Raw genomic sequence first — 22376 nt, 5'->3', positions numbered from 1 at the left:
TTCCTCCCCAAGGTCTCGATAGAGCGCCCACCCGTCGACAGTCAACGGGGGTGGCGGGTGATGCGGGCCATCACCACCTTGCATCGAACACTGGCGCGCGATGCGCACTGGGAGACAGTCCATGCAGACCTCGTGGGAGCCCTCGACGCGAACGGTGCCGGGTCCGGTGAAGCGCACCGCCCTCAACCCCACGCTGCGCACCGAGTCCGTCATCGCGCTGGGGGCCTTCAGCGCGCTCACGCTGGGCGCGGCGGTCCTGGGCGCGCGGCAGAGCTCGGCCGATACCCGCTGGTACCGCCACCTGCGCAAGCCTCCCTTCCAGCCGCCACCCAAGGCCTTCGCGCCCGTGTGGACCGCGCTCTATGCCCTCATCGCCATCTCCGGCTGGCGGGTGTGGACGGCGCCCGCGGGCCCCTCACGCTCCCAGGCCCTGGGGTGGTGGGGCGTGCAGTTGGGCCTGAACGCCGCCTGGTCCTGGCTCTTCTTCGGCCGCCATCAGCCCCGCCGGGCGCTGGCGGACAACGTGGCCCTGCTGGGAAGCATTGGTGCCTACATCGCCGCCACGCGAGAGGTGGATCGGCCGGCCGCGTGGCTGGTGGCGCCGTATCTGGCGTGGGTGGGCTTCGCCAACATCCTCAATGGCGAAATCGTGCGGCGCAACCCTCGAGCGGAGCACTGACGCCCACCCTCCCAAGGGGGCTCCCGGCGGGGGCTGGAAAATCCGCCGATAATTCGTTCGGGAAGATGGCGGGAGGGCGGCGTTGAGTGGAGCGACCCGCCATGGATGCTTTCGCCCTGCAACCACCTGCCTTGCTGACCCGCCGAGCACGGTCTCCGGGCTTGACGGGCACGGACGTGACGGTCCAGCCTGCGACCCCCGTGGAAAGCAGGCCCCTCTCAACGCCGACCCTCGACAGCCGTTGGTTCGCGGCCTTCATCCGGGAGCACGAGACGGCGCTGCGCGCCACGGCGCTCCGGCTGTGTGGCAACCCGACGGACGCGAGGGACCTGGTCCAGGACACCTACGAGCGCGGGCTGCTCAACCTGGCCCGCTACCGTCCCGGTACCGACGGGCGCGCGTGGCTCTTCACCATCCTCCACCACCTCTTCATCGACCGGTGCCGCTCCAAGGCGCGTGAGCGCCGCTCGGATGTGTCGGCGGAGGAGCTGGAGGAGCGCATCGCCGCGCCGGAGCCGGAGGCCGCTCCCGCGTGGGCCGCCATTGGACCGGAGCAGCTTCGCGAGGCCCTGGAGCGCATCCCCCAGGAGTTCGCCACGGTGTACCGCCTCCATGCGCTGGAGGGACGCCCCTATACGGAAATCGCGGAGCGCCTGGGCATCCCCAAGGCCACCGTGGGCACGCGCCTCATCCGCGCGCGCCGCAAGCTGAAGGAGCTGTTGATGCCCGCTGGCACCGGCAAGGGAGAGACGCCATGAGCGCTCCAGAGCCCATGGAGGTCCACGACCTGGTGCATGCCTTCGCGGACGGCGAGCTGTCCGGCGAGGAGGCCGACACGTTCCGCGAGCACCTGGGCACGTGCGAGGCGTGCCAGGCGGAGCTGGACGACATCCTCCAGCTCCAGGCGCTCGGAGGGCAGCTCGCCCACGAGGAGGCGAAGTCCGCCGTACAGGTCGTGGTGACGCCACCGGCCCGAGTGGAGACCGCGCCCGCCAGGGCCTTCCGTCCCTCGTGGAGCCGCCGTCGCAACTGGGTGGCCGCCGCCGCGCTGTCCGGCTCGCTGGCCGCCGTCTTCGCGGTGGTGGCGCTGCGCATCCGCAACCCGGGCGGTGACGAGACGCAGCTGCTCGCCCTGGCGCCCACGCGCTCGTTGGAGGCACGGCTGAGCTGGGCCGGCGCGAGCGCGCACCGGCCCTACGGCGTGCTGCGCTCCGGCGACGAGCGGCCCCGGGAGCTGGTGCCGCTGCAGACGCTGGCGAAGCTGGAGGAGGAGGGCGACCTCCAGGGCCTCGCGGTGGGACACCTGCTGCGCGGTGAGCGCGAGCAGGCCGCGGACTACCTGCAACGCGCCTCCGCGTCTCCGGACGTGGACAGCGACAGGGCGGTGGTGGCGCTGACGAAGGGCGAGCTGGAAGCGGCCCTCTCCCTGCTGGATGGCGTGCTGGAGAAGCACCCGCGACACCCGCAGGCGCTGTGGAACCGCGCGCTGGTGTTGCGCGAGCTGGGCCTGGACGCGCTGGCGGCGGAGGCCTTCGACGCGGTGGCACTGCTCGGCGAGCCGGGCTGGTCGGAGGAGGCGAAGGAGCGCGCGGCGGTGCTGCGTCGGCAGCTCGACGGACGCCAGGGCGCCTGGGACTCCGCGCAGAAGGCCGGCAAGGCGCTGGCCCTGGACGGCACTGCCTTTCCCGAGGACATCGCTCGCGCGGTGCCGGGCACGGCGCGCAACTGGTTCAACATCGCGGTGTGGTCGGCCCCGTCCGCCGAGCGCGTGCGTGCCCTCCTGCCGCTCGCGCATGTCCTCGACGCGCACTACGGCGGAGAGACGATGGCGCGCTACGCCGAGCGCGTGGCCGGGCTGGACTTCCAGCGCCGCGCGCCGCTGGCCGCCCGGTTCCGCGAGGTGCTGCAGGGGACGTTCGACCGCACGACGCTGGAGCCGCTCGCGAAGGCGCTGGCTGGCACGGAGCACCAGGACATCCTCCTGGGTGTGCTGCCGCTGGCGGGCGGACTGCCGGCGCGCCTCGACACGTATGAACAGGCGGCGAAGTCGCTCGGCGATTCGTGGCTGACGCTCAACGTGGAGCGTGAGCGCGCCCTGGCCGAGTATGCGCGGGGCGACCTGGCCGGCGCGGAGGCTCGGCTCCTGCGCGCCGTGGCGGCCTGCGGGAGCGCGAAGGCGGACTACCGCTGCGGTCAGCTGGAGCACCTGCTGGCGCACATCTACAAGGACGAGCACCGGTTGGTGGAGTCTCGCGAGCACGCCCTGGCGGGCCTGCAGTGGGCGCGGCAGTCGCAGGAGTGGAAGCTCCAGGCGGACCTGCTGCTGGTGCTGGGCGACCTGGCGCGCTTCCGCAACGCCTTCGCCCTGACGCGCGCGTACCTGGGCGAGCAGGCCCTGCGTGACAGGAGCTGCGCGGCCAGCCGGCATGTCCACGAGAGCCTCGCGTCGCTGCATGTCTTCGCGCTCCAGCCGCAAGCGGCGCGCGCGGAGCTCCAGAAGGCTCCGGCCTGCGAGGTGCCCTTCTTCCTCAACGGCGCCTTCGTGCTCGCGGACCTGGCTCGCCTGGACCCGAAGCCCGGGGACGCGGAGCAGGTGCGCGACGGTTTGAAGAAGCTGGATGCCGCCGGTTGGCTGCGTCCGGGCGAGCGGGTCATGGCCGCGCACATCGAGGGGCGCGCCGTCATCGGCTCGGACCGCGAGGCGGGCCGCGTGTTGCTTCGCCAGGCCATCACCGACGGCACGCGGCTGGGTGCTGGAGACCCGGTGGCGGCGAAGGCCCGCGCCTACAGCTACTCCTCCCTCATCCTGGATGCGGGCTCCACTGGTGACTGGGCGGGGGCGCTGGCCCTCTTCGCGGAGGAGAGCGGAGTCGCCGCGCCCACCCGCTGCGCGCTGGGCGTGGAGGTGCATGACGAGCGCACCCTGGTCGCCGCGCGCGGTCCGGGTGGCGAGCTGCTCGGTCATCAGGACGCGAGCCGACGCTCCCCCGACTTCGACATCACCGCGCTGGTGCCTCCGGCGATGTCCGCCGCGCTGAAGCCCTGCGAGCATGTGCATGTGTTCGCGCGCTACCCGGTGCATGGCCAGGCGGGTCTGCTGCCGCCGGAGCTGGCCTGGAGCTACGATACGGGCCCGAAGGCCCAGGCGCCCGCCCTGTCCGCGCCGCGTCCGCTCGTGGTCTACGACGTGGATGCGCCGGCCTCGCTGAACCTGCCCCGGCTGCGCAGTTGGGAGCTGTCCGGTGGTCCGTCTCCGCGCCGCGTGGAGCTGACGGGCGCCGCCGCCACGCCGTCGCGCCTCCTGGCCGAGCTGGCCGAGGCCACCGAGGTGGAAATCCACGCGCACGGCCTGGTGAACCTGGGCGTGTCGGACGCCTCGCTGCTGGTGATGGCGCCCGAGGTCGGTGGTCGCTACGCGCTCACCGCGGGCGAGGTGCGCAAGCAGAAGCTCAAGGGGGCGCCGGTGGTGCTCCTCGGCGCGTGCCAGGCCGCGCGCTCCGCGCCGTATCTCCACTCGCCGTGGAGCCTTCCGGTGGCCTTCGCCGAGGCGGGCGCGCGCGCCGTCATCGCCTCACCCATCGACATCCCGGACGCCGAGGCCGGGCCCTTCTTCGCGCGGGTCATGGAGCGCATCCGCGCCGGCGCCAGCGCCGCCACCGCGCTCCGAGATGAACGCCTGCGCGAGTTGTCCGCGCGGCCCGACAGCTGGGTGAAGACAGTCGTCGTCTTCGAGTAGCCCGGCCCCCCACCGCTCCACCTTCACCGCAGCCGCCGTAAAGGCGACCTCGGCTCCCCAGGGCCGTGGACGCTCGACGTGTCACTACACACCGAGGAACACACCATGAAGAACCTTCGCTCCGCGCTGCTCTGCATCCTCTCGCTGTCCACCGCCGCCGCCTGCGGTGGTGACCCTTCCGACGTGTCGACCTCCGAGGACCTGTCGTCCCAGGGCTCCTCCGAGCAGCGCGCGCTCCCCGCGCCTCCGCCGCTGTCCAACTACTGCCCGGGCCTCATCCCCGGGACGCCGTACGCGATGCCCACCGCGCCCACGCCCTTGTCGAGCATCCCCACCGGCACGCCGCTGTACCCGCACAGCCCCTACCTGCTCAGCGCGCACACCGTCATCGTCACGGACCCGACCAACTCGGGCGCCTTCTACGCGTTCGGCTTCGACGTGCGCGCCCACCGCGTCATGTTCTGGGTGTCCGGCACCAACTCGGAGATTCGCCGCTTCAACACCCAGCTCGCCACGGACATCACCGTGCAGGAGACGACCAATGGCGTGGACATGGGCTTCACGTGGGGCACCAGCGGCCAGATTGGTGGCCCCCTCATCCCCCTGCCCGGTGTCCACGATGGCGCGTGGAAGGTCGCGTACAACAACTGGTACCACCTGGACGCGTACCTGGTGATGCCGGGCGCCAGCGTCCCTCAGTGACGCAGCTTCGAGGGGGGAGGCGGCGGATTGAAGGCCAGCACGCCGGCGATGTAGCGCGCCTGGCCTTCGGTGGTGCAACGCACTTCCTGGATGCGCCCGCCCACCTTCACGCGCACGAGCCAGCCGTCATTGTCGCGAGTCCAAGCAGCCGTTTCCGTCGTCATGTGCCTGCTCCTCTCGGGTTGCTTCTCTGACTTCGGATAGAGCAGCCCGCGTGCCATCGCCTGGGACATGCGAATCCAGGTGATTGGGCCCCTTGGATGCGCGGTGGTGGACAGGCGGGCCTGTAGTTCTTTCGGAAGCGGGGTGACGGAGCTTCAGTGAACGTGCTGGTCCGGCTGGCTCACGGCCGGGTGGGCGGAGGTGCCACTGAGCAGCGGCAGGGCGATGTGGAAGGTGGACCCCTGGCCGACCTGGCTCTCCACCCAGATGCGGCCGCCGTGGCGCTCGACGATGTCGCGGCTGATGTACAGGCCCAGGCCCAGGCCGCCATACGAGCGCGAGGAGACGTTGCGCGCGCGGAAGTAGCGTTCGAAGAGCTGCGTCTGCTGGTCCACGGGGATGCCGATGCCCGGGTCCTTCACCGCCAGCAGCGCCAGCTCCCCGTGCGTCTCCAGCGTCACCTGGATGACGCCGCCGTCGGGGCTGTACTTGAACGCGTTCTCCACCAGGTTGGAGATGACCTGCTCCAGCCGGTACGGGTCCACGAACACCTGCACGGCGTCCTCGGGGTGCACGTAGCGCAGCTCGTGGCCGGCGCGCTGCGCGTCCATGGCCTGGAGGACATGCTCCACCAGACTGTCCATGCGCGTGGCCTGCGGGTGCAGCGCGAGTCGGCCCGCTTCGATGCGCGACGCATCCAGCAAGTCATTGATGAGCCCCGTCATCCGCAGCAGGTGCTGACGCGCGTGGCGCAGGGTGGTGGGGTCCACGCTCTCTCCCCGCTCCAGCTTGCGCTCCAGGGTCGCCAGCCGGAGGCTCAGCGGGGTGAGGGGTGTCTTCAGCTCATGCGAGGCGATGGACAGGAAGTCGTCGCGCACGCGGATGGCTTGCTGGGCCTCGTGGTACAGCTTCTCGCGCTCCTCCTCGGCCAGCTTGCGCCGGGTGATGTCCTCCACCAGCACGCCCACGCCCAGCATGCGCCCGTCGGGGGCACGCACCGGATAGCAGCTCCCCGCGAGCAGGCGTCGGGGGCCGGGCGAGCCGATGAGGGAGGTGTCCACTTCCTCCTCCACCACGGGCTCGCCCGTGTCGAGCACGTGTCGCAACATGAGCTCGACGGCGGGACCGCCGGGCCCCAGCACCTGGTGGGGGTCCTTGCCCAGGTGCTCCTCGGGGGATTTGCCGTTGATGTTCGCCAGTCGCTCGTTGACGCGCACGTAGCGCAGCCGCGTGTCGATGAAGCCCAGGCCCACGGGCGCGCTGTCGAAGAGCGTGGTGAGCAGGGCCATGCCCTCGTCGCGCTCCCGCTCCGCGAGCCGCCGCTGGGAGACGTCCTCGACGATGCCCACGCCTCCCTCGACGACGCCCGAGTCGTTGTAGCAGGGCGCGAAGCGTACGTGGACGGGCGTCACCTTGTGTCCGGTGACGGAGGCGTAGTTGCCCTCGTAGTCCGCGCCCCGACCCGCGAGCGACTCGCGCACGCAGCGCATCATCGCCTCGTCGCGCAAGGACAGGAGATTGAGTCCCACGATGATGCGCTTGGTGGAGCCGAGGATGGTGACCAGGCGCTCGTTGCAGGCGGTGACGACGGGCGTGGTGTCGTAGTGGAAGATGCCCAGGGGAGCGTTCTCCACCACCAGCCGGTAGAGGTCATCCCCACGGACCCGCGTCTCGACGAGGCTCGCCTCCGCCTCATGGCGAGGGTGCTCCAGCGGCTCGCGGAGGGTGTCGATGACTTCGTGCAGGCGGCGGAGGCTGATGACGATGCGCTCGTCGTCCCCCTGGCCCGACGCGCCCACGGTGAGCTCCACCAGGACTTCCGCGCCGTCGCTTCGTTGCGCGAAGACGCGGGTGGGGCGTCCCTCCAGGGCGTCCCTGCGCGACAGCAGGTAGCGCACCAGGCTCTGGCCTTCATGGTGGCTCACGCGCTCCGGGAAGAGGCGGGAGACGGGCTGGCCGTGGAGGTCCTCGCGCTTCCAGGCGAACAACTGCTCGGCCGCGCGGTTGAGGAAGTACACATGCTCGTGCGCGTCGCAGGCGACCATGGGGTCGACGGCGGCATCCAGCCAGGCGCTGAGCTCCTCGTTGGCTCTGGCCATGTGTTCCCCTGGGGCCTCGTGGGGCCCCTCCCGCTTCCGGCACGGGTTCCCACGACGTGTCTCCCGCGAGGGATTGCCTTTCCTTTCCCTACAGGTAGCCATCCGACGCGGCGGGCGCGTCCAGGACCTGCCCGGGAGTCACACGCCCGGCACGTTCGTGTGCTGGGCAGCGTGGAGGCGCGAAGGCGGTCGACGTTCGACAGCGGTCGACAGGAGACAGCGGTGGACGTGCGCGGGCCCTAGCGTCGGCGACCCCCGGCGTCAGGCTTGCCCGCCTTCTTGCGAGCCGAGGCCTGCTTGCTCGTGCGCGATGAGGCTTGCTTGCCACGGGGCGAGGCCTGCTGGCCCCGAGGGGCTGGAGCCTGCTTCTTCACGCGCCCCGTCGCCACGGAGTCCTTCATGTCAGGCGAGGGGGAGAGCACCTCCAGTCGCTCGCGCAGCGCGCGCGTCGCATCCTTCAACGCGTCCACCTCCTCGCGCAGCGCGGCCAGCTCGCGCGCTTGAGGCTCACCCTCGCGCAGCGCGCGCACCGTCTCCCGAGCGGCGCGCCGGGCCCGGGCATCGCTCAGCGGCGTTCCCTCCAGAGCAGGGACGAGGCGCCGGTCTCCGAGCGTCCTCGCGGCCTCGAAGACGCCCATCTGCACGCGGAACATCGAATCCCGCAGCAGCTCCGTGAGCAGGTCCACGGCCTCGCGCTGTCGGCCCGCGACTTCCGCCAGCTTCGCCACCGCCTGGGTGGCGGCGCGGCGCAGGAAGGCGGGCTGACCATACGCGGTGCGCGCCTCCACCAGCGTGAAGGCTGCGGGGTCCTGCGACTCGGCGAGCCCGTCCATGGCGCCCACGGCGATGACGTCCTGGAACGACGCGCGCGTGGAGGCCGTCTCCAGCACCGTCAGCGCATCCGCGGCCCGCAGCTTGCCATAGCTGCGCGCGGCCTCCGCCTCCACGAAGTAGCTGGTGTCTCCAGATTGCAAGAGCGCGCGGAGGAGCGCGATGACCTCCGCGTCGCGGCGGAACTCGCCCAGCGCGGCCACCACGGCGCGACGCACGCGGGGGTGTTCGGCGCGCAGGGCCAGGAGCAGTCGCGCGCGGGCCTCGGGCGTGCGGATGCGGCCCAGGGCCCTGGCGCTGGCTGCGCGGGTGCCCCAGAACAGGCGCGAATCCGTGAGGGCCTTGCCCAACGCCTCCACGGCGCGGAAGCCTCCGTCGCGGCCCAGCGCGTGCGCGGCCTCGGTGCGCGCGCGGGACTCGGGCGCGGCGCGCAGCTCCTCCAGCCAGAGGCCCACGGACTTGTCCACGTCCAGCGTGCCGAGCACGTCGCGGCGCGGGTCCACGCGCACCTGCGTGGGAGCGGCGGCGCACGGCAGGTGGAAGAAGTGCTCCGCGTCCGTCACCTCCATGCGGTGCACGGTGTCCTGGCCGTCGACGGTGACGCGGACGTCCAGCGGCAGGCGGAACAGGGGCGTGCCGGCGTCGGTGCGCTGCGTCTGCCTCACCTTGAGGCGCAGGCGCCGGTCCTCGGCCTCGTAGCGCACCTCCACCTTGAGCTCCGGGTGGCCAGGGGCGAAGACATACTGGTCGAAGAACGCATCCAGGTTGTGGCCGGTGGCCTGCTCGAAGGCGCGCGCCAGGTCCACCGTCTCCACCGAGCCGTGGCGGTGGCGGGAGACGTAGTGGCGCAGGCCGCGGAAGAACAGGTCGTCACCCAGGCGGCGGCGCAGCTCGTGGAGGACCAGGCCGCCCTTCTCGTAGAGGTGCCGGTCGAAGACATCCAGCGGCGCGTGGAAGCGGCGCGAGACGATGGGGCGCGCGTAGCGCTCCTTCACCTCGCCCAGGTACGCCTCCAGGTCCGAGAGGCGGTGCTGGTCGGCCTCGTCCTGGCTGTCGGCGCGCTCCTTCCAGAGCACCTCGAACCAGGTGGCGAAGCCCTCGTTGAGCCAGCCGTGCGGCCAGTCGCGGCAGGTGAGCAAATCTCCAAACCACTGGTGCGCCAGCTCGTGGGAGATGAGCGGCTCCGCGTTGTAGTCGGCGTGAGCGCGCGCGTCGTGGAGGACGGAGTCGGTGAGGCTGGTGGCGGTGGTGTTCTCCATGCCGCCGAAGATGAACTCGGTGAGGAACACCTGCGCGTAGCCGCTCCACGGGTAGGGCTCGCCGGTGGCCTCCTGGAACACACGAATCATCTCCGGAGTGCGGCGCACGCAGCGCAGCGCGTCCTCGCGCCGGCCGCGCGGGAAGAGGTAGCGCAGCGGCACCGTGCCCGACGTGTCGGTGAGCTCCTCGAAGTCACCCACGGCGAGCGTGACGAGGTAGGGCGCGTGCGGCTGCTCCATGCGGAAGTGCTGCGTGCGGCGGCCGCCCTGGGCACTGTCACTCACGAGCACGCCGTTGGACAGCGCCGTCAGTCCCTCGGGGAAGGTGGCGATGAGCTCCGAGGTGGCCTTCTGCGCGGGCGTGTCCAGGCAGGGAAACCAGCAGCGCGCGTCGGTGTCCTGGTTCTGCGTCCACGCCTGACGGGGCCGGTCCGGATAGGCCGCCTCCGGTCCCCAGAAGTAGAGGCCCCGGCGCGGGCGGGCGGCGTAGTGGACGGCCACCTCCACGGCGTGGCCCGGCTCCAGTGGCGTGGGCAGGTCCACGCGCACGTGCGTGCCGGAGTTGGAGAATCGAGCGGGTTTCCCTTCGACGAGGACGCTCGACACGTCCAGGTCCACGGCGTCGAAGGTGAGGGTGGACAGCGAGCGGACCGCGGAGACGCGGGTGGTGCAGACGCCCGCGACGGAGCCTTGCTCGAAGTCGAGCTCCAGCTCGATGCGGACGTGCTCGGCGCGGATGGGACGCTCCGCGGCATAGTGCTCGGTGGCGCCAGGGAGGCCAAAGGCGCGGGACTGGGGGAGGGCGGGCTCGGAGGAGTGACGGTGGCAGCAGCGCATAAGCAGCCCGACTCTTTCCCAAGCGCGAGCCACCGTCGAGACGGTGTTTCGTCGCACTGTTCCACCCTGCACCCTCTCGCGAGGACACCGGACGTATCGCCTGCCGGGAGGGGGCGCTTCGGACTACGTTGTCCACCGTGCAGTTCGTTCTCTTCTTCTCAGACAAGCAGGTGCGCGAGCAGCTCTTCGCCCATGTGGATGGGACGCGAGGACTGTTGCTCGTCACCGGGGTGCGTCATGGTCCGGCCATGCGCTCCCCGGAGGCGCGCGAGCCCTTCGCCACCCTGGAGTTCCTCCACGGCCGCGTCTTGACGCAGGTGCTCGTGGCCGACGAGGGCACGGCGGACGGCATGTGGAGGGACCCCCTGGGAGATTTGGGCGACCGGCTCTACCCGGAGAGTCGGGACGACGCGTACGCCGTCACCAGTGGCTATCTCCTGCTGGAGGACGGACGGCCGCGCACCGTGGTGCGCAAGCACGGCCTGCCCGCGAACGACTTGTGGTTCCTGGAGGACGCGCTCAGCCAGCTCACCTCGCGAGTCGCTCCGCCGGACCCGGCGAGGAAGCCCGGCACGAAGCGTCCGGAGCGCGCCCCCCGGTCTCCCCGACGCCCGGCGAGCACCGGAGCCCCCGTCGACTCCGACGCGTCAGGCCCCCCACCGGACGAGGGAGGCTGGCGCCAGCGCGCGGGGAGCGCAGGCAGCCGGCGCGTCAGGCCCGAGCGGACCTCCGCCTCGGAGTCGTCGAAGCCCTGGGATGATGCATCGGGTCATGACCCGCGAGAGGCGCACGCGACGGACTCGGAGGCGACGCCGCCTCGCGGCACCCGGGCCCCGCCGCCGCGCGAGCCGGCGCGGAAGGACGCCTGGGCGGTGCTGGGGCTCGCGCGGGACATGACGTTGGACGAGGCGCGCAAGGCGTTCCGCGCGCTCATCGCCGGGTACCACCCGGACAAGGTCTCCCACCTGGCGCCGGAGTTCCAGGAGCTGGCGGAACGCCGCACGCGCGAAATCCTGGCGGCGTGGGAAGAGGTGGAGGTCGAGCTGAAGTCCGACCGGTGAGCGCGCGCGTCAGCCCACGTCGGCCGCGGGCGCGCCTGGTAGGGCGAGGATGGCGGGCGCGGACTCCAGTGCGAAGCGCGCGACGATGGGCATGTGGTCCGACAGCCCGTGGAAGCGGCTCTTGAGGTCCCCGAAGGGGCTCGTCTCGTGGGTGTCCAGCCAGCGCACGCCGCCCCCTGAGAACATGTGGTCCAGGTGCATGCGCATGTGCATGAAGCCCGCGGTGGGAAAGCCCCGTGACACGGTGGGGTCAATCTGCCCGACGGCGGCCTGGGCGCAGGTGAGGCGCACGTCGCCGGTGAGGTAGCGGAACACGGGCGTGGCTGGCGGCGAGTTGAAGTCCCCGCAGACGACGAAGGGCTCGTTGGCGGAGAGGGTGCCCACGAAGTCCGCCAGCTTGCGCGCCTCGTGGAGCTGGTTGACGCCGCAGCCCATCTTGTCCTTGGTGGACCAGAACTCCCGGGCGAAGGGCGTGGGCAGGCTCAGGTGCGTGTTGAAGACGTGGAAGGGGCGGTTGTCCTCGCGTCGCAGCAGGCGCATGTGCGCGCAGATGCGGCTCTGCTTGCGGTCCTTGAGGCGCTGCACGTGGTGGTGGGTGATGGACTGGGGTGCGTCCACGTTGTGCTTGTCCACCTGGAGGGTGCGCTTGTTGACGAGCACCGCGAGCCCCGTGGTGTAGATGGACACCTCGCCCAGCTTGTAGTGGTGCGCGCGGAAGTAGAACGCCTCGTAGGGCATCTCCCGGCCCTGGGCGGTGAAGATCTCCTCCATGCGCCCCATGAAGGCCATCAACTGCGTCTCACCGGGCAGCTTGGGCCGGTGGGCGATGGTGCTGCGCAACGACGTTGTCTCCACCTCCTGGAGGCACACGACGTCCGGCAGCGGCTCCAGCGCCGCGAGCGCGGCGGCCACGCGGCGCTTGGGCCCCATGGTGCTCGCCAGGCCCCGGAGCATGTGCCCGAAATAGCGGACGTTGTACGTGACGATTCGCAACGAGGAGTCGGGCATACGCGGGTCCGTGCCCGTCCCGGGCACAGGAAGAAGGTACTCACATCCTGGCGTTCGCGCCCCCCATTCCTCGCTGGTGGGCCTCCCGTCAGACAGTCGACCTTTCGGCCCGCGCCCCGTGTGAATTCCCCGCCGCCCGAGGTCGTGCTTTCCTGTCCCCCGGAACGATGAAGGCGCCCGCCTGCCCGACAAGGTGGCGGACATCCCACGCGCGCAGGGCCGGCACGGGCGACGTGGGGCATCCCTCCAGGAGGACCATCGATGTTCAAGGCCGTGGGGACGTGGGGCTTGTCGCTGGCGCTGGTGCTGACCGGCTGCGACTCGTTCGAGCAGGAGCAGTACGACATCACGCTGGACCAGGCCCAGGCCGAGGCCGTCCCCTACGTGTGCATCGACAAGACGCTGGAGGACCCCGAGCCGGTGCCGGGCACCGGGGGACCCTCGGGGCTGGCCCTCCAGCAACGCTGGATTGTGCGCGCGGAGCGATTCGGCGCCACGAGCCTGGAGGTGCCCGACTTCGAATTCACCCTGCCGGGAGGAGACCGTGCCACCCTCGACGATGATGGCGGGCCGGATGTCCTCGGCGGGACGACCTCCGACAGCGGGCCATTCCAATACATCGACATCTTCACCCGTCCATTGGAGGGCGAGGAGGCGACGTCGGTGAACTACGTGGTGCGCTTCTACATCGCCAACGACTCGCTGGAGGACGACACCATCGAGGGCTTCATCGACGTGCGCCGCACGACCTACACGGGCGCCGGAACCGACGCGGTGGACCTGGAGGAGTGCACCTCCAAGGTCCAGTTCACCGGGCGCCGCGTGAAGTAGGCGCCCCGCGTGTGTCACGGCGCCCACCCGCCTGAAACATGTTTTCGCCAGGGGCAAGCCACTGGCGGTCTGACTCTGCTTGTAGTTGTTGGCTGAGGTCTTTCCATCCCCACGTTTCCGGAAGCGTGCTCTCGTGCGAGCCGCATCTGGTCAAAGGAGGCAGGTCGATGTCTGGAAACGCGGGTTGGTTGGGTGTGTCGTTCCTGGTGCTGGCGGTGGGCTGCGGCGGCTTCAAGGAGAGTGTCTACGACGTGGAGTTGAACGCCGAGGACGCGAGCGCCATCCCCTACTCGTGTGAGGACGGCGAGGCGGGAAGAGGCCCTCCCCAGCCCATGGAGATGCGGCAGCAATGGACCTTCCGGGCGGACGACATGCGCTCGACCCGTATCGAGGTGCCCTCCGTGCACTTTGACTTCCTGGATGGGATTTTCGGTCAGGGGGGCCTGGACTATGGCCGACACGACGAGCCCATCGTCTTCCCGGGCACGTCATCCGCGGGAGGACCGTTCCAGTTCGTGGATATCACCACACGGACCCTGCCAGCGGACGCACTCGCGAGGTACGTGCTGCGCTACTACGTGGACAATGACTCGCTGGAGGATGACGCCATCCACGGCTTCGTCGACGTCCGGGAGGAGCGCATCCCTGGCGGCGGCACGTGCACCTACGTCATGCGCTTCACCGGGCGCCGCGTGAAGTAGGCGCCCGGTCCGCGCGCGTCACGGCGCGCGCTTCACGCGCACCATGGTGTCCAGCAGGTGCTCCAGGGCCTGCTGCGGCTCCTGGCTGAGTCCCGAGTGCACCGGCCCCGTCTGGAGGATGGTGCTGCGCGGAGCCACCAGCCAGTGCCAGCGCTCCTTCTGCGGGAGCTGGCCGATGGGGCCCGCGTGTTTGCCGCCCTCGCAGACGCGGCGGAAGCTGTCCAGGTGGCAGCGCACGGTGTCCACGTCCATGTCGGGCGCGAGCGCCCTCAAGCGCGCCTCGTCCAGCTCCACGCGGGCGCCGAGGAAGCGCTGCGTGGTGCAGAAGAGGACGACGCCCACGTTGATGAACTCTCCGCGCTCCACGCGAGGAACGACGCGGATGATGGCGTAGTCAAACGAGCTGTGCGCGGGCACGCGTCGCCTCCTCGATGAAGGCCGGCAGGGCCTCGATGCGCTTGCTCAGCCAGGTGACATAGCCCGCGCGGTGCGCGTCCACGGTGGGGAAGGGGGACTCGGCGGCCTGGAGCCAGCCCTCGGGGATTCCGGCGACGATGGCCTCCATCAGCTCGCGGGTGAGGCGGGCCTTCAGGGTGGCGTGGGCCTCCGGCAGCGCGGTCGCCCACGGCAGCAGCACATGGTCCTTGATGGGGGCGAAGCGGCTCTGGCTGCGCTCCTCCCAGTCCACCCACGCGTGGTGGAAGTAGAGCGAGGCGCCGTGGTCGATGAGCCACAGCTCCCGGTGCCAGCACAGGAGGTTGGGGTTCTTCGGCGTGCGGTCCACGTTGGTGATGAACGCGTCGAACGCGACGAGCCCGGAGGCCACGGCCGGGTCCGGCGCCGGGCCCGCCACCGGGTCGAACGTCACCGAGCCCGGCAGGTAGTCCAGCGCCAGGTTCAGCCCCGCGCTCGCCTTGAGCAGCTCCCGAATCTCGCTGTCCGGCTCGTTGCGGCCCAGCGCCGGGTCCAGGTCCACCAGCACCATCTCCGGCACGCGCAGGCCCGCCGCCTTCGCCAGCTCCGCGGCAATGAACTCCGCGATGAGCGCCTTGGCGCCCTGTCCGGCACCCCGGAACTTCACGACGTACAACCCCGCGTCGTCCGCCTCGACGATGGCGGGCAGCGAGCCCCCCTCGCGCAAGGGCGTCACATAACGCGTGGCGACGATGGTCCTCGGCATCCTCCGCTCCCGTCCTCGCTCGGGCCGGCCTTCCGACCCTGGCCCAGGGGCCGCCCTCTACCACGCCCCCATGTTCCTGAAGGGTTTCACCGATAGTGGAAAAAGCAGTTCCGAGGAAACTGCATCTGACGGGGTGCGACAATGGGTGACAGGCCGTTCGATTCCGATCCCCCACGGAGCCCACCATGACCGTCACCCGCAAGCCCACGTCGCTCCCGTCGCCCATCACCCGTACCGGCGAGGCCACCCGCCCGGAGACGCCCGCGACGACCGAGTCCCGCGTGGTGGCCCGGCCCGGCAAGAACGGCACTGACGGCTTCGACTCCGGAAAGACGGCGTCTCGTCCCACCAACTTCGTGGACCGTCCCACGGGCCACCGTCCGGACCCGAGCGCCCCGGTGCTGCCGGCCACGGCCTTCGCCTTCGGCCCCGGCAAGCTCGCCCTCGCGGGCCGCGAGGCGTCCACGCCCGTCACGCTGACGGCCTCCGCCACGCCGAACGCGGCGGTGAAGGACCTCCAGGCGGTGACGTCCACGGTCAGCTTCGACCAGGACGTGGCGCTGGACTCGCTGAAGCTGAACCTGGACCTGGCGCACACGTACAAGGGCGACCTGGTGGTGAAGCTGACCAGCCCGTCCGGCAAGACGGCGACGGTGTCGGACCGCCAGGGTGGCAGCGCGGACGACGTGAAGGGCACGTTCGACCTGAGCACCGCCTTCAAGGGCGAGTCGGCCAAGGGAACGTGGACGCTGTCCGTGGAGGACAAGGCGCGCGCTGACACGGGCACGCTGAAGAACTGGGGCCTGGAGGTCGCTGGCAAGACGGCGGGCCCGGTGGAGCCCCCCAAGCCCCCGAAGCCCACGGGTGAGCCGATTGTCGCGGTGTTCGACGGCGGCGTGGACTTCAAGCACGCCGACCTGGACAGCGCCATGTGGACCAACCCGAACGAGATTGCCGGCGACGGAATCGACAACGACGGCAACGGCGTGAAGGACGACATCCACGGCTACAACGTCGGCTTCAACAGCGGCGACGTGATGAAGGGGGACGGGACGGACCACGGCACGCACGTGGCCGGCATCATCGCCGCCGAGGACAACGGCCAGGGCAACACGGGCATCGCCGCTGGCAAGGCGAAGGTGATGAGCATTGGCGGCCTGTATGACGGGGCGGACCTGCTCACCAACTTCGAGCGCGGCGTGGACTACATCGTGAACATGAAGCAGAACCACGGCGCCAACATCCGGGCCCTCAACGCCAGCTTCGGTGACGAGTACCGCGACGCGGCCTCGCAGAAGCGCTGGACGGCGGCGGTGCAGAAGCTGGCGGACGCGGACATCCTGCTCGTCGCGGCGACGGCCAACGGCAACGGCAGCAACATGAACAACGTGGCGGACATGCCCGCCAACCTGGACCTGCCCAACGTCATCACCGTGGCGTCCATGGACCGCAACAACGACAAGCTGGCGCGCTTCTCCTCGCACGGCGACAAGGTGGTGGAGCTGGCCGCCGTGGGCGAGGACGTGCTGAGCACCGTGCCCGGCGGCGACTGGGAGAAGATGAGCGGCACCTCCATGGCCACCCCGACGGTGGCGGCCACCGCGGCCCTGATGTTCGCCGCGAACCCGGACCTGACGGCCGCGCAGGTGAGGGACTTGCTGGTGAAGACGGTGGAGGTCGACCCGGACCTCAAGGGCAAGGTGAGCACCGGCGGCAAGCTGGATATCGCCGCCGCGGTGAAGGCCGCCAAGGAGTTCGTCGCCACGCCGCCCACGACGGTCGCCGAGCGCTGAGCCTCCGCGCGTCTCACTCGAGAGGGTGAGTCAAAAGTCCCCGGTCGCCGCCAGCTTCGCGGCCCGGGGACTTTTTTTGGGTTCGATTTGATTGCGCGCAATTTAATTGAGCCCTAATCATAGGACATGGCGCAGGACGCGGTGCCCGTCGGAGACGGGGTGGCCCGGTTGTTGGGGGCTGAACGGAGCGGGCCGGAAGTCGCGGCGAAGTGGCTCCCGCCGTCCCGTGTCGCCGCTATCTGAACGCGTCGTTTCCGCTTCATCGAACCCGAGCTGGCATCCCAGGAGAGAGAACCATGGCCCCCGTCACGATTTCGCCGCTGTACACCGCCCACGCCACCACCCACGGAGGCCGCAACGGCAAGGTCCAGTCGTCGGACAAGGTCATCGACCTGTCGCTGTCGATGCCCAAGGAGCTGGGGGGCGCGGGGGGCGCGGCGACCAACCCCGAGCAGCTCTTCGCGGCGGGCTACTCGGCCTGCTTCGAGAGCGCGCTGCGGCTGGTGGCGGGCAAGGGTGGCAAGAAGCTGGGGCCCGAGGTGGGCATCACCGCGAATGTCACCATCGGCAAGACGCCGGACGGCGGGTTCGGGTTGGCGGTGGAGCTCCAGGGCATCCTGCCGGGCATTCCCCGTGACGAGGCGGAGAAGCTGATGCACGCGGCGCACGAGGTGTGCCCGTACTCGCGCGCCACGCGCGGCAACATCGACGTGAAGCTGTCCGTCGCGGAGTAGTGAAGGGTCCGTGCCGCCGCGGCGCGTGGGTGGACCGTGACGCGGCGGCACGTGCGTGCGCTGTTACGCGGTGACGCGTGCGAGCGCTGTTACGCGGCGGCACGTGCGCGCGCCGTTACGCAGCGGCACGTGCGTGTTCCATCATGGTGCAGGGTGCTCCACTCTGGCGCGCGGATGCTCCAGCCTGGCGCGGCGCATGAGCGCCACCGTGTCGCGACGGCCACGATGTGCACCGTGGTACTCGCGGGGTTTCCCCTAGAACGGTCCTGATGTTCGCGTGCTGGTGACACGCGGATGCGTCACGCCTCGACGCGTCCCCTCTGCGCGGGCCACATGGCGCGCCCCGCACCGGCCCTCTGGCATGCCCCTTGAAGTCGGGGAGTGCTCGAAGGGGGGAAGTCAGCATGCGTGAGCGACAGCTCATTCCGATGGAAGTGGCAGGGGCGGCTGTGTCGGGGGCAGCGCGGATGTTGTTGGAGGAGCCCGACATCGAGGAGTTCTTCGGCTGGTTGCGACCGGAGGCGGGAGGCAATCCTCCCGGCCGGTGGAGCGCGGCGGAAGGCACGCGGTTGTTCGCGGTGGCGGAGCGGGGCTCGGGCATCATCGGGCTCGCGGCGCTCACGAACATCCGCCGGGAGGAGCGCTACGCGCGGGTGAGCTGCGCCATCGCGCCGGAGTATCGTCGGGAGGGCGTGGGGCGCTGGACGATGACGGAGCTCATCCGTCAGGGCGTGAGACTGGACGGGCTGCGCCACCTTGAGACCTGCGTGCGCGCGGGGCCCGGGACGTCTCTCCCGCTCATGGAGTCCCTCGGCTTCCGCGCGCTGGACGTGCCGGGCTTTCCGCCGATGGAGGCCCAGCCCGGGGGCTACGTGTACCTGCGTCTGGCGCTACCCGCCGAGTTCCGGGAGCAGGCGCCCCGGCCAGCTCCGCGTGCTTTGCGCGTGAGTGGCGGCGGCTCTCCGCTCATCTCCAACTAACTACTCACTCCGGAATCCGGTGCCCGAAGAAGTAGCGATGCCCTCGCTCGTACGTGTCAGCTCCGTCACGAGCGAGGAATTCCTCGACGATGGCCGCTGCGGTGAGCCGTTGCAGTTGGCCTGACTCGTCGAAGAAGGCCCCACAGTCCAGTCCCGTGGTGGTCTCGAAGAACATCCGACCCAGTTCGACTCGATCCGGGTACTCATTCGAGCGCAGGCGCGCCAGCAGGCGCCGGCAGATGTCCCGGATGCTCAGCCGCTGCCCTTCCAGGAGCGCATCTCGTGGACCCAACCTCTCGCTGGCGACCAGTCCTTGGTATACCTGCTCGACCCGGGCAAGGTACTCGGCGTCCATGAAGGCCCGCTCGGACTCCTCGAAGGGCGGCGGCAACCCATTGGACTTCAGCTCCTCTCGGGGACCTTTCCAGATGGGGCCGGGCTGCTCCTCCAACAGTTGCGAGAGATAGACCTCAAGCTGCGCCTTGACGTCTCGGTCCTCCAGCCCCCTGTAGATCTCAATCAAGAGAGGCACGCCCCCCGTGAGCGCGGAATGAGCAAGGACCTCGCAGAAGTACCGCTGGATGTGCGGACTGCGCTCGGGGCCGAGCAGCCTTCTCAATGAACCCACCCACCACTGGAGGAGGACCGAGTAGGGCGCGGCAAAGGACAACATGAGCGTGCATGCATCCCAGACCTCGGCGTCCTGGGACTCATGCATCAGGTGGACGAGCCTGGTCGCGACCTCGAATCGCCCTTGCTGGAGGTTGGCGAGCGCGCAAGGCAGGACCTGCCAGGGGTCCCGACTGGAGAGGTTGCGGAGCTCCGCCACGTGAGGCGGAGGAGGACTGGAGAAGTGCAGGCCATCTCCAATCTCGATGAAGGTGCGGCGGAGGTAGGCAGGGCGCATGGGAGTCACGCGAAGAGCGCGGCACGATCCTTGGCGTTGTCCGGGATGTTGTTTTGCAGCCGCGTCTGCAGGTCCTCAATGCCCTTGCAATCTCCCTTGAGCACCGAATCAGGGACGAGGTTGTTCATGGACACGGGACATCCGCCTGCATCCAGCGGCGTCTTGTGGTTCACCTGTTCGCTGTTCTTGATGTCGAACCCCTTCTCTTTCCACTGCTTGATGGACTGCTTGCGCACGCCATCCGTAAACCTCTTGCGGGCTTCGCTGGCCTTGCCCGCGTGCTTGACCTTGAAGTGGACGCCGCACCCCTGGTCTGGCGGCTGATGCACATTGGGGCAGTTGGGATTCTTCTCCCGGAGCTGCCGCAGACTGTCACAGTCCTCCTCGAAGGCGTCCCCCTTGGCGATGATGACGTCGCTTTTTGTCAGGCTTCGGTAGGCGGGGTTCTTGTCGTTGCTCGCGAGCTCGGTGGCCCACCCGGGCAGGGGCTTGTTGCTGGCAGCCAACTCATTCAGGAGTTTCTGCATCTCCGAGCGTCGCTTCATGTAGTGCCCGGCGATGCCCTGATAGAAATCAGCCTCTGGAATGGTGTCGTAGGGCTCGCCAGTCTCTGGGTTCTTCTGGTTCTCGTGGAGCGGGCCAGCACAACATGGGCAGGCATCGCGGGTGGCCTGACCGCCGCTGGCCGCTGAACTCTGGGAGAGGTTCGGGATGGGCACCGACTCGTTCGAGTTGCTGCCATGGTTGGACGTGGTGAGGTCGACGTGCCTGGGGACGTTCTTGCCCTCGAACTGGACATCCATCGACCAGGAGTTGAAGTAGGTCTTGCCCGTTATCGTATGCGTGATGACGCCTGCACCGAAGTTGCGCGTGGCCGCCTCGTCGCCTAAGGGCGAAGTGGCGTAGTAGGACTGGTCGCGCAACATCACGGGCTTGCCGCCGATCATCACGGACTTGCTGCCGTTCTTCATGTCCTTGGAGAAGGACGAGTTGGGGTAGGGCACCGGAATCGGTCCGGCCGGTGGCGCGGGCGGACTCAGGCAGACATCCGGAAAGGCGGCCGTCACCTTCCCGCCGCCCGCCTGAGCGGCAATCTCATGGCCATTGGCATAGACCTCCTTCATTGCCGGACCCTCACCTCTACGTCGCGTGTCCGCAGGACGGCAGCTGCCCTGTCTCCCGAATCGCTCGTGACACTGAGGAGCGCCCGCCGTCCTGGCGCATAGCCTCGACGCATCCCCACCACGGCCAAAGCCAGCGCCAAGATGGCTGACGCGGCCCCCGTTTCTCCCAGCGACTCCGCCGGCAGCCACAGTGGCAGTGACGCCTTGCGTACACGCAACAGCCGCGCCGACGCCAGCGCCACCTCCATGAATGCGTACCCCTCACCCGAGGCGTCCGCGACACGAAAGTCGACCTCGCTCAGGTCGAGTCCCGCCTCGCTCAGCGCCAGGCGGCTGGCCTGCGCTGCCCCAATACCGCGAAGGGGCTCGTCCGAATCGAGCGTCGCATGCTCCTGTGCGAACCCCAACCCGGCCAGCTCCACGGAAGGGGCTTGCCCCAAGGGTCTGCGCGTCACGAAGACGCACGCAGCGGCTTCCCCCGGAATCACTCCATCCGAGTGACCAGGCCGCTTCAAACGCCCATTCCGAGCCAGCCAGGCCAAGGCGGGTGCATTGACGAGAGAGTCGACGCTCGCCACGAGACACCCTGGGAGGTGGGCATCGCGCTCCAGCAGGGCGCGGGCCTCCGCCAAGGCTCGCAGGCCACTGGTCCCACCTGTGGGGAAGCCACGAGAATGGACGGTATCGAGGCGCAAGCCGTACTCCTCTCGGAGCCTTGCCAGCATCTGCGGCACCAACTCGGCGGATACCCCACCTGGTTGGAGACGACCCGACGAACACTTCCTTGAGCTGAGTCAGCTTCTTCCCCAGGGGAGTGGAGGCTCTCCACGTCACGGTGACGACCTGGGCATCACAGTCCAACAGCACCGTATCCATCTGGGGCTCGACATGCGCCGAGCGGTCCTGGAAGCGGAATGTCACAGGGAGCGCGATTCGCGGAAGCGTCACTCCCCAGCTCCCTGCCGCAGTCATTCCCATGCAGCGCAGCACCTCGCCGCCACGCAAGCGAGGCAGTTGCTGGTCCTCGGGCGCGGATTGGAAATAGCGCGTGTCGAAATCCCTGGGCAGGAAGGGATAGTCCTCATCGAGCCAGCGCTGGTCATACGTGCCCGCATGCGCGATGCGCGGCTGCCATCCGCGCCCGAGTGAGCCCATCCCCACCACTGGGACCGGGGCCTCGTCCCACTTGGAGAGGGACTGCTGCGGATGCTCAAGGTTCGGCAGTGGCGCACCGACGGCATCCGCCGCACGCGGGTTCTTTCGAAATCCGCACCCCACGGGATTTCGCAGGTCGGCCCCCTGGTGCTTCGGGTCCGGATGGGAGTGGTCAGCGCCGCCAAAAGCGCGCTCGTACACCAAGGGCATGCGGATGAACGGCCTGGGCGGCGAGGCGCTCAGCCCCAGCAGGCCTCGCTCCCAGCGCCGCTCCCCTGTCACCAGCAGGTCTTTTCGCCGCCCCGGAAGCTCGAGACGCACCAGCATGCGCTCTATCGGACGGCCCTTTGGCGCGACCGCATGTCCATGCACCAGCACCTCCGAGTGGGGTTTTGTGAGGGCAAAATCACACTCGTGGCGAATGCTCGTGCTCCCGGCATCGCCTTGATGCTCGTCGGCATACACCAAAGGCCGTTGCACCTCCGACAGCCTCAATTCGCCTCTCGCATCTGCGGCAAACGTGCCCTTGACCACCACCACGCAGTGAGCGCGGGCATGTTTGTCCGTGGCCACACACAATCCGGCCTGCATCTCCGT

19 protein-coding genes are annotated in these 22376 nt (G+C 69.5%); 10 read left to right on the top strand and 9 right to left on the bottom strand.

From position 1 onward, the window contains the following. Window positions 1-121 precede the first annotated feature (121 nt). The 4 genes from G4D83_RS05260 (at window position 122) to G4D83_RS05245 (ending at window position 5117) form a co-directional block, all read left to right on the top strand. Window positions 122-679: a TspO/MBR family protein gene (locus G4D83_RS05260; RefSeq protein ID WP_205522574.1), complete on the top strand. Its 558-nt coding sequence runs from the start codon at window positions 122-124 to the stop codon at window positions 677-679. A 200-nt stretch (window positions 680-879) separates the two neighbouring features. Further along, window positions 880-1437, top strand: a complete 558-nt coding sequence (locus G4D83_RS05255) for an RNA polymerase sigma factor (RefSeq protein ID WP_240356163.1) — start codon at window positions 880-882, stop codon at window positions 1435-1437. Continuing rightward, window positions 1434-4415: a CHAT domain-containing protein gene (locus tag G4D83_RS05250; protein WP_163863418.1), complete on the top strand. Its 2982-nt coding sequence runs from the start codon at window positions 1434-1436 to the stop codon at window positions 4413-4415. The genes G4D83_RS05255 and G4D83_RS05250 overlap by 4 nt, the downstream gene beginning before the upstream one ends. 105 nt (window positions 4416-4520) lie before the next feature. Next, on the top strand, window positions 4521-5117 hold the full coding sequence (locus G4D83_RS05245) for a hypothetical protein (RefSeq protein WP_163863417.1): 597 nt from the start codon (window positions 4521-4523) through the stop codon (window positions 5115-5117). On the opposite strand, the gene G4D83_RS45465 is transcribed toward G4D83_RS05245, so the two are convergent. The 3 genes from G4D83_RS45465 to G4D83_RS05235 all read right to left on the bottom strand — a co-directional run bounded on the left by G4D83_RS45465 (window position 5111) and on the right by G4D83_RS05235 (window position 10305). Further along, on the bottom strand, window positions 5111-5281 hold the full coding sequence (locus G4D83_RS45465) for a hypothetical protein (RefSeq protein ID WP_176433829.1): 171 nt from the start codon (window positions 5279-5281) through the stop codon (window positions 5111-5113). The two genes, G4D83_RS05245 and G4D83_RS45465, sit on opposite strands and share 7 nt — an antisense overlap. A gap of 153 nt (window positions 5282-5434) precedes the next feature. Beyond that, the gene (locus G4D83_RS05240) at window positions 5435-7378 is read right to left on the bottom strand and encodes a PAS domain-containing sensor histidine kinase (protein ID WP_163863415.1); all 1944 of its coding nucleotides are present in this window, start codon (window positions 7376-7378) and stop codon (window positions 5435-5437) included. Window positions 7379-7617: 239 nt separating this feature from the next. Continuing rightward, window positions 7618-10305 carry a M1 family aminopeptidase gene (locus tag G4D83_RS05235; RefSeq protein WP_240356162.1) on the bottom strand — a complete coding sequence of 896 codons (2688 nt, stop codon included), beginning with the start codon at window positions 10303-10305 and terminating at the stop codon, window positions 7618-7620. 137 nt (window positions 10306-10442) lie between these two features. On the opposite strand from G4D83_RS05235, the gene G4D83_RS05230 reads away from it, so the two are divergent. After that, on the top strand, window positions 10443-11366 hold the full coding sequence (locus G4D83_RS05230) for a J domain-containing protein (protein WP_163863413.1): 924 nt from the start codon (window positions 10443-10445) through the stop codon (window positions 11364-11366). A gap of 9 nt (window positions 11367-11375) precedes the next feature. Here G4D83_RS05230 and G4D83_RS05225 read toward each other — a convergent pair whose 3' ends face one another. Then, a complete protein-coding gene (locus G4D83_RS05225; protein ID WP_163863412.1) occupies window positions 11376-12374 on the bottom strand; it encodes an endonuclease/exonuclease/phosphatase family protein in 999 nt (332 codons plus the stop codon). Window positions 12375-12635: 261 nt separating this feature from the next. Here G4D83_RS05225 and G4D83_RS05220 point away from each other — a divergent pair, with 261 nt between their 5' ends. Together G4D83_RS05220 and G4D83_RS05215 are read left to right on the top strand one after the other, a co-directional pair. After that, a complete protein-coding gene (locus tag G4D83_RS05220) occupies window positions 12636-13205 on the top strand; it encodes a hypothetical protein (RefSeq protein WP_163863410.1) in 570 nt (189 codons plus the stop codon). Window positions 13206-13372: 167 nt separating this feature from the next. Further along, on the top strand, window positions 13373-13906 hold the full coding sequence (locus G4D83_RS05215) for a hypothetical protein (RefSeq protein WP_163863408.1): 534 nt from the start codon (window positions 13373-13375) through the stop codon (window positions 13904-13906). Window positions 13907-13924: 18 nt separating this feature from the next. On the opposite strand, the gene G4D83_RS05210 is transcribed toward G4D83_RS05215, so the two are convergent. Both G4D83_RS05210 and G4D83_RS05205 read right to left on the bottom strand, forming a co-directional pair. Further along, window positions 13925-14323, bottom strand: coding sequence for a DUF3037 domain-containing protein (locus G4D83_RS05210; protein WP_163863406.1), 399 nt, complete (start codon window positions 14321-14323; stop codon window positions 13925-13927). Next, the gene (locus tag G4D83_RS05205; RefSeq protein WP_163863404.1) at window positions 14301-15086 is read right to left on the bottom strand and encodes a HipA family kinase; all 786 of its coding nucleotides are present in this window, start codon (window positions 15084-15086) and stop codon (window positions 14301-14303) included. Before G4D83_RS05205 ends, G4D83_RS05210 begins: the two co-directional genes overlap by 23 nt. A 185-nt stretch (window positions 15087-15271) precedes the next feature. Here G4D83_RS05205 and G4D83_RS05200 point away from each other — a divergent pair, with 185 nt between their 5' ends. The 3 genes from G4D83_RS05200 to G4D83_RS05190 all read left to right on the top strand — a co-directional run bounded on the left by G4D83_RS05200 (window position 15272) and on the right by G4D83_RS05190 (window position 18593). Then, window positions 15272-16879: a S8 family serine peptidase gene (locus G4D83_RS05200; protein ID WP_163863403.1), complete on the top strand. Its 1608-nt coding sequence runs from the start codon at window positions 15272-15274 to the stop codon at window positions 16877-16879. A gap of 296 nt (window positions 16880-17175) precedes the next feature. Next, window positions 17176-17613 (top strand): organic hydroperoxide resistance protein, encoded by a 438-nt coding sequence (locus G4D83_RS05195; RefSeq protein ID WP_163863401.1) that lies wholly within the window; start codon window positions 17176-17178, stop codon window positions 17611-17613. 404 nt (window positions 17614-18017) lie between these two features. After that, window positions 18018-18593, top strand: coding sequence for a GNAT family N-acetyltransferase (locus G4D83_RS05190; RefSeq protein WP_163863399.1), 576 nt, complete (start codon window positions 18018-18020; stop codon window positions 18591-18593). Between the two features lie 4 nt (window positions 18594-18597). Here the strand turns inward: G4D83_RS05190 and G4D83_RS05185 are convergent, their stop codons facing one another. The 3 genes from G4D83_RS05185 to G4D83_RS47175 form a co-directional block, all read right to left on the bottom strand. Next, window positions 18598-19500 carry a hypothetical protein gene (locus G4D83_RS05185; RefSeq protein WP_163863397.1) on the bottom strand — a complete coding sequence of 301 codons (903 nt, stop codon included), beginning with the start codon at window positions 19498-19500 and terminating at the stop codon, window positions 18598-18600. 5 nt (window positions 19501-19505) lie between these two features. Further along, window positions 19506-20624 (bottom strand): DUF4150 domain-containing protein, encoded by a 1119-nt coding sequence (locus G4D83_RS05180; RefSeq protein WP_163863396.1) that lies wholly within the window; start codon window positions 20622-20624, stop codon window positions 19506-19508. A gap of 261 nt (window positions 20625-20885) precedes the next feature. Further along, window positions 20886-22370, bottom strand: a complete 1485-nt coding sequence (locus G4D83_RS47175) for a DUF2169 family type VI secretion system accessory protein (RefSeq protein WP_420826620.1) — start codon at window positions 22368-22370, stop codon at window positions 20886-20888. Window positions 22371-22376 lie beyond the last annotated feature (6 nt).

This window comes from Myxococcus eversor (genome assembly GCF_010894455.1).
GTDB classification, from domain to species: Bacteria; Myxococcota; Myxococcia; order Myxococcales; family Myxococcaceae; genus Myxococcus; species Myxococcus eversor.
The sequence above is the reverse complement of the archived record's forward strand: the minus strand, read 5'-3'. Positions and strand labels throughout refer to the sequence as shown.